The sequence below is a fragment of the Mesomycoplasma hyorhinis ATCC 17981 genome (assembly GCF_000383515.1).
Taxonomy (GTDB): Bacteria; Bacillota_I; Bacilli_A; order Mycoplasmatales; family Metamycoplasmataceae; genus Mesomycoplasma; species Mesomycoplasma hyorhinis.
This window is the reverse complement of the sequence record NZ_KB911508.1, coordinates 1-3497: the sequence shown is the minus strand read 5'-3', so window position 1 is coordinate 3497 and position 3497 is coordinate 1. Positions and strand designations below refer to the sequence as shown.

General features: G+C 25.5%; 3 protein-coding genes and 1 pseudogene. 3 read left to right on the top strand and 1 reads right to left on the bottom strand.

The window, feature by feature from the left end; genetic code table 4:
* A pseudogene (locus F801_RS04165) lies at positions 1-192 on the bottom strand (adhesin); the annotation flags it as partial.
* Positions 193-903: 711 nt separating this feature from the next.
* On the opposite strand from F801_RS04165, the gene tpiA reads away from it, so the two are divergent.
* From tpiA to glyA, 3 genes are all read left to right on the top strand, one after another.
* Positions 904-1635 carry a triose-phosphate isomerase gene (gene tpiA, locus F801_RS0103965; protein ID WP_013301991.1) on the top strand — a complete coding sequence of 244 codons (732 nt, stop codon included), beginning with the start codon at positions 904-906 and terminating at the stop codon, positions 1633-1635.
* Positions 1636-1740: 105 nt separating this feature from the next.
* A complete protein-coding gene (rpsO, locus tag F801_RS0103960; RefSeq protein WP_013301992.1) occupies positions 1741-2007 on the top strand; it encodes a 30S ribosomal protein S15 in 267 nt (88 codons plus the stop codon).
* Between the two features lie 80 nt (positions 2008-2087).
* Positions 2088-3344 carry a serine hydroxymethyltransferase gene (glyA, locus tag F801_RS0103955; RefSeq protein WP_013301993.1) on the top strand — a complete coding sequence of 419 codons (1257 nt, stop codon included), beginning with the start codon at positions 2088-2090 and terminating at the stop codon, positions 3342-3344.
* Positions 3345-3497 lie beyond the last annotated feature (153 nt).

Here is a 3497-nt window from a genome sequence, read left to right as displayed (position 1 = left end):
AATTTTATTATTTGGATCATATACTTCAAAAGAATAAATCATTTTTGCATCAGGTAAAAATGTTCCAGTAGTTTTTTCTAACACAAATCAATCTGGTGAATCCACATAAAGTGGATCAGTATTTTGAGCTGAATTACTATTTGCATCAGCGTAAGTGTGAATAACATCACTATTTAGATTTCCTACGCTCACTGCAGTCTTACGATCAAGATCTTCGTAAATAAAACTTAATTTAAAAATTAATTAGTAATATTAATAAAGAGATTGTTTTTAAAATAATTAAAATTTATTTGTATTAATTAGGATTTTATTATTTAAATATTTTGGATTTTGTCATACAACTAAACTAGATTAATCACATAAGTTTTTTAATTTATGGTATTTAATAACAATTTAAGTATGATATTTTATTTTAATTCCTTCAAAAGAAGGAATTTTTTTCCTTTTAAATTTGAAAACTATTTAATCTTATTGAATTAAATTAAATGTATTTATATCAATATGTTTAAATACTTATTAATATAATTCTTTGATTTTGTATTTTTTTAATAATAACTCAAGTTTAGGCGATTTTTAAAGAAATTTTGCTATTAATAATTTTATAAATCTAAAAATTTTAAAGACTTAATTAATTAAAAAAATGTTATTTCAATTCTTTAGATTGAAATTTTTAGGAAAATTTGGCTATTTTTATTAAATTTTTCCGTTTTTTGCAAAATTAGTAAAAATTGTAAATATTTATTACAACGCATAAAGCAGCAAAAAGGATTTTAAAAGTTATTATAAAATAGCAATTTATTTTTTATCTTTTGGTTTTAAATTATTTAGTATTTTTATCATTATTCACTTTTTATAAAATCAAAAAAAGAGTAAAATATAAAACAGTTTAATTAAGGAGTTAATATGAGTAAAACTATTATTATTGGTAATTGAAAAATGAATAAAACTTTTACACAAACAAAAGAATTTTTTTCTGCTTTTAATCAACTATACATAGAAAATAAAAACAAAATTAATCAAAATTTGGATTTTGCAGTTGCACTTCCTGCAATAAATGTAGCTGCATTTAGTAAAAATACAACAAAATTAGAATTAGCAGTTCAAAATATGTCACAATTTGAAAAAGGAGCTTATACTGGCGAAATTTCTGCGCAAATGTTATTGGATTTAAATGTCAAATATGCTATTATTGGTCATTCAGAAAGAAGGCAATATTTTAAAGAAACTGATTTAGATGTAAATGCAAAAACACAACAAGCAATTAAAAATAATATTATTCCAGTTGTTTGTGTGGGTGAAACATTAGAAGAATATGAAGCACAAAAAACAAGTCAAGTAATTGAATATCAACTAAAAAATTCATTAAAAGATGTAGATTTAAGCAAAGTTATAGTGGCTTACGAACCAATTTGAGCAATTGGTACAGGAAAAACTGCTACACCAGAGCAAGCACAACAAGTTTGCAAATTTATTAGAAAACAAACAAATAAAAATTTAACTATCTTATATGGTGGCTCAGTTTCTCAAGAAAATATAGAGCAATTATTAAATCAAGCAGATATTAACGGAGCGCTAGTTGGAGGAGCATCTTTAAAAGTAGATTCATTTATAAAATTATTAACTTTAAACAAATAATTAAAAAGTGCTATAATTTTCAGTGCACAATTATTTATTGCTTGGATATAACAGGTTCTCGGGTTATTTCTAGGTTATAAAAGAATATTTTACAAAGGAGAAAAAATGATTTCAAAAGAAAAAAAACAAGAGCTAGTTTTAAAATTTGGTGGCTCACAAAAAAATACTGGGGATACCAGAGTTCAAATTGCAATATTAACAGAAGACATTGAATCTTTAAAAAAACACTTTGCTGTTAATAAAAAAGACAAACATTCAATGCGTGGTTTTATTGCCAAAGTTAACCAAAGAAAAAGATTACTAGCTTATCTAAAAGAAAAAGATTTCAATGCATACAAACAAACAATTGAAGCTTTAAATATTAGAAAATAATTTTTTGAAAACATTAAAACACTAAAAATACAAATTCTTATTTTTAGTGTTTTTTATTTCGATAATAGAAGGCAATTAAGATGAAAAGACTAAGATTACATGACAAAGAAATTCAAAGAGCAATAAACAACGAATTAAAAAGACAAGAAGAACATATTGAACTAATTGCTTCAGAAAATTTTGTTTCTGAAGATGTTTTAAACGCAACTGGTTCTGTTTTAACTAACAAGTATGGAGAAGGTTATCCAGCTAAAAGATATTACGGTGGATGCGAAAACATTGATGTGGTAGAAACTTTAGCTATTGAAAGAGCTAAAAAACTTTTTAATGTTAAATACGCAAATGTACAACCATATTCAGGATCTGTTGCCAATGCAGCTGCATTTGCAGCACTAATAAATCAAGGTGATAAAATTATGGGGCTTACTTTAGCATCAGGAGGTCATTTAACACATGGATATAAAATCAGTTTTAGTGGTATATTTTACGAAGCTCATCCATATGTTTTAGATGAAAATGATTTATTAGATTATGATGCTATTGAAAAATATGCTATGGAAATAAAGCCTAAATTAATTATTGCTGGTTATTCTGCTTATTCAAGGATTGTGGATTTTGCTAGATTTAGACAAATAGCTGATAAAGTAGGGGCGTATTTATTAGCAGATATTGCGCACATTGCAGGTTTAATTGCTGTTGGTTTACATCCTTCACCTGTTGGATATGCTCATGTAATTACTACTACTACACATAAAACTTTAAGATCAGCACGTGGTGGTTTGATTATGACTGACGATGATGAAATTAGTAAAAAAATTAATAGATTTGTCTTTCCTGGTTTCCAAGGTGGTCCATTATTTCACGCAATTGCTGGTAAAGCAGTTGGCTTTTATGAAGCATTACAGCCTTGGTTTAAAAAATATATGCAACAAGTAACCAAAAATGCTCAAGTCTTTGCTGATTATTTTCTTTCACAAAATGTTAAAGTAGTTTCAAATGGAACAGATACTCATTTGTTTATTTTAGATGTTAAATATTCATATGATTTAACTGGAAAACAAGCAGAAGAAATATTATCTAAAGTAAATATAACAACAAATAAAAACACAATTCCAAATGAAACACTAAGTCCACTTATAACTTCAGGTCTTCGTTTAGGTACACCTGCTATGACATCAAGAGGATTTAAAGAAAAAGATTTTCTTAAATTAGCTAAATGAATTCATAAATTATTGTCTCATCCAAAAGATGAACAATTACAACAACAAATTAAATTGGAAATTAGTCAATTTAGTAAAAAATTCCCTCTTAAAAAATCTTATTGACCAGAAAAATAATAAATAAATTAGTGCTCAAATTATTAATTAAAAAATATTTAAAAAACATTTGAAAATGAGGTGATACCCTTTTCTTGAAAAAATTTTTGAGTGTTTTAATTAATTATAATTTGAAATGAATGTTTCCCTAAATTTAATGGGAGACATTCATTT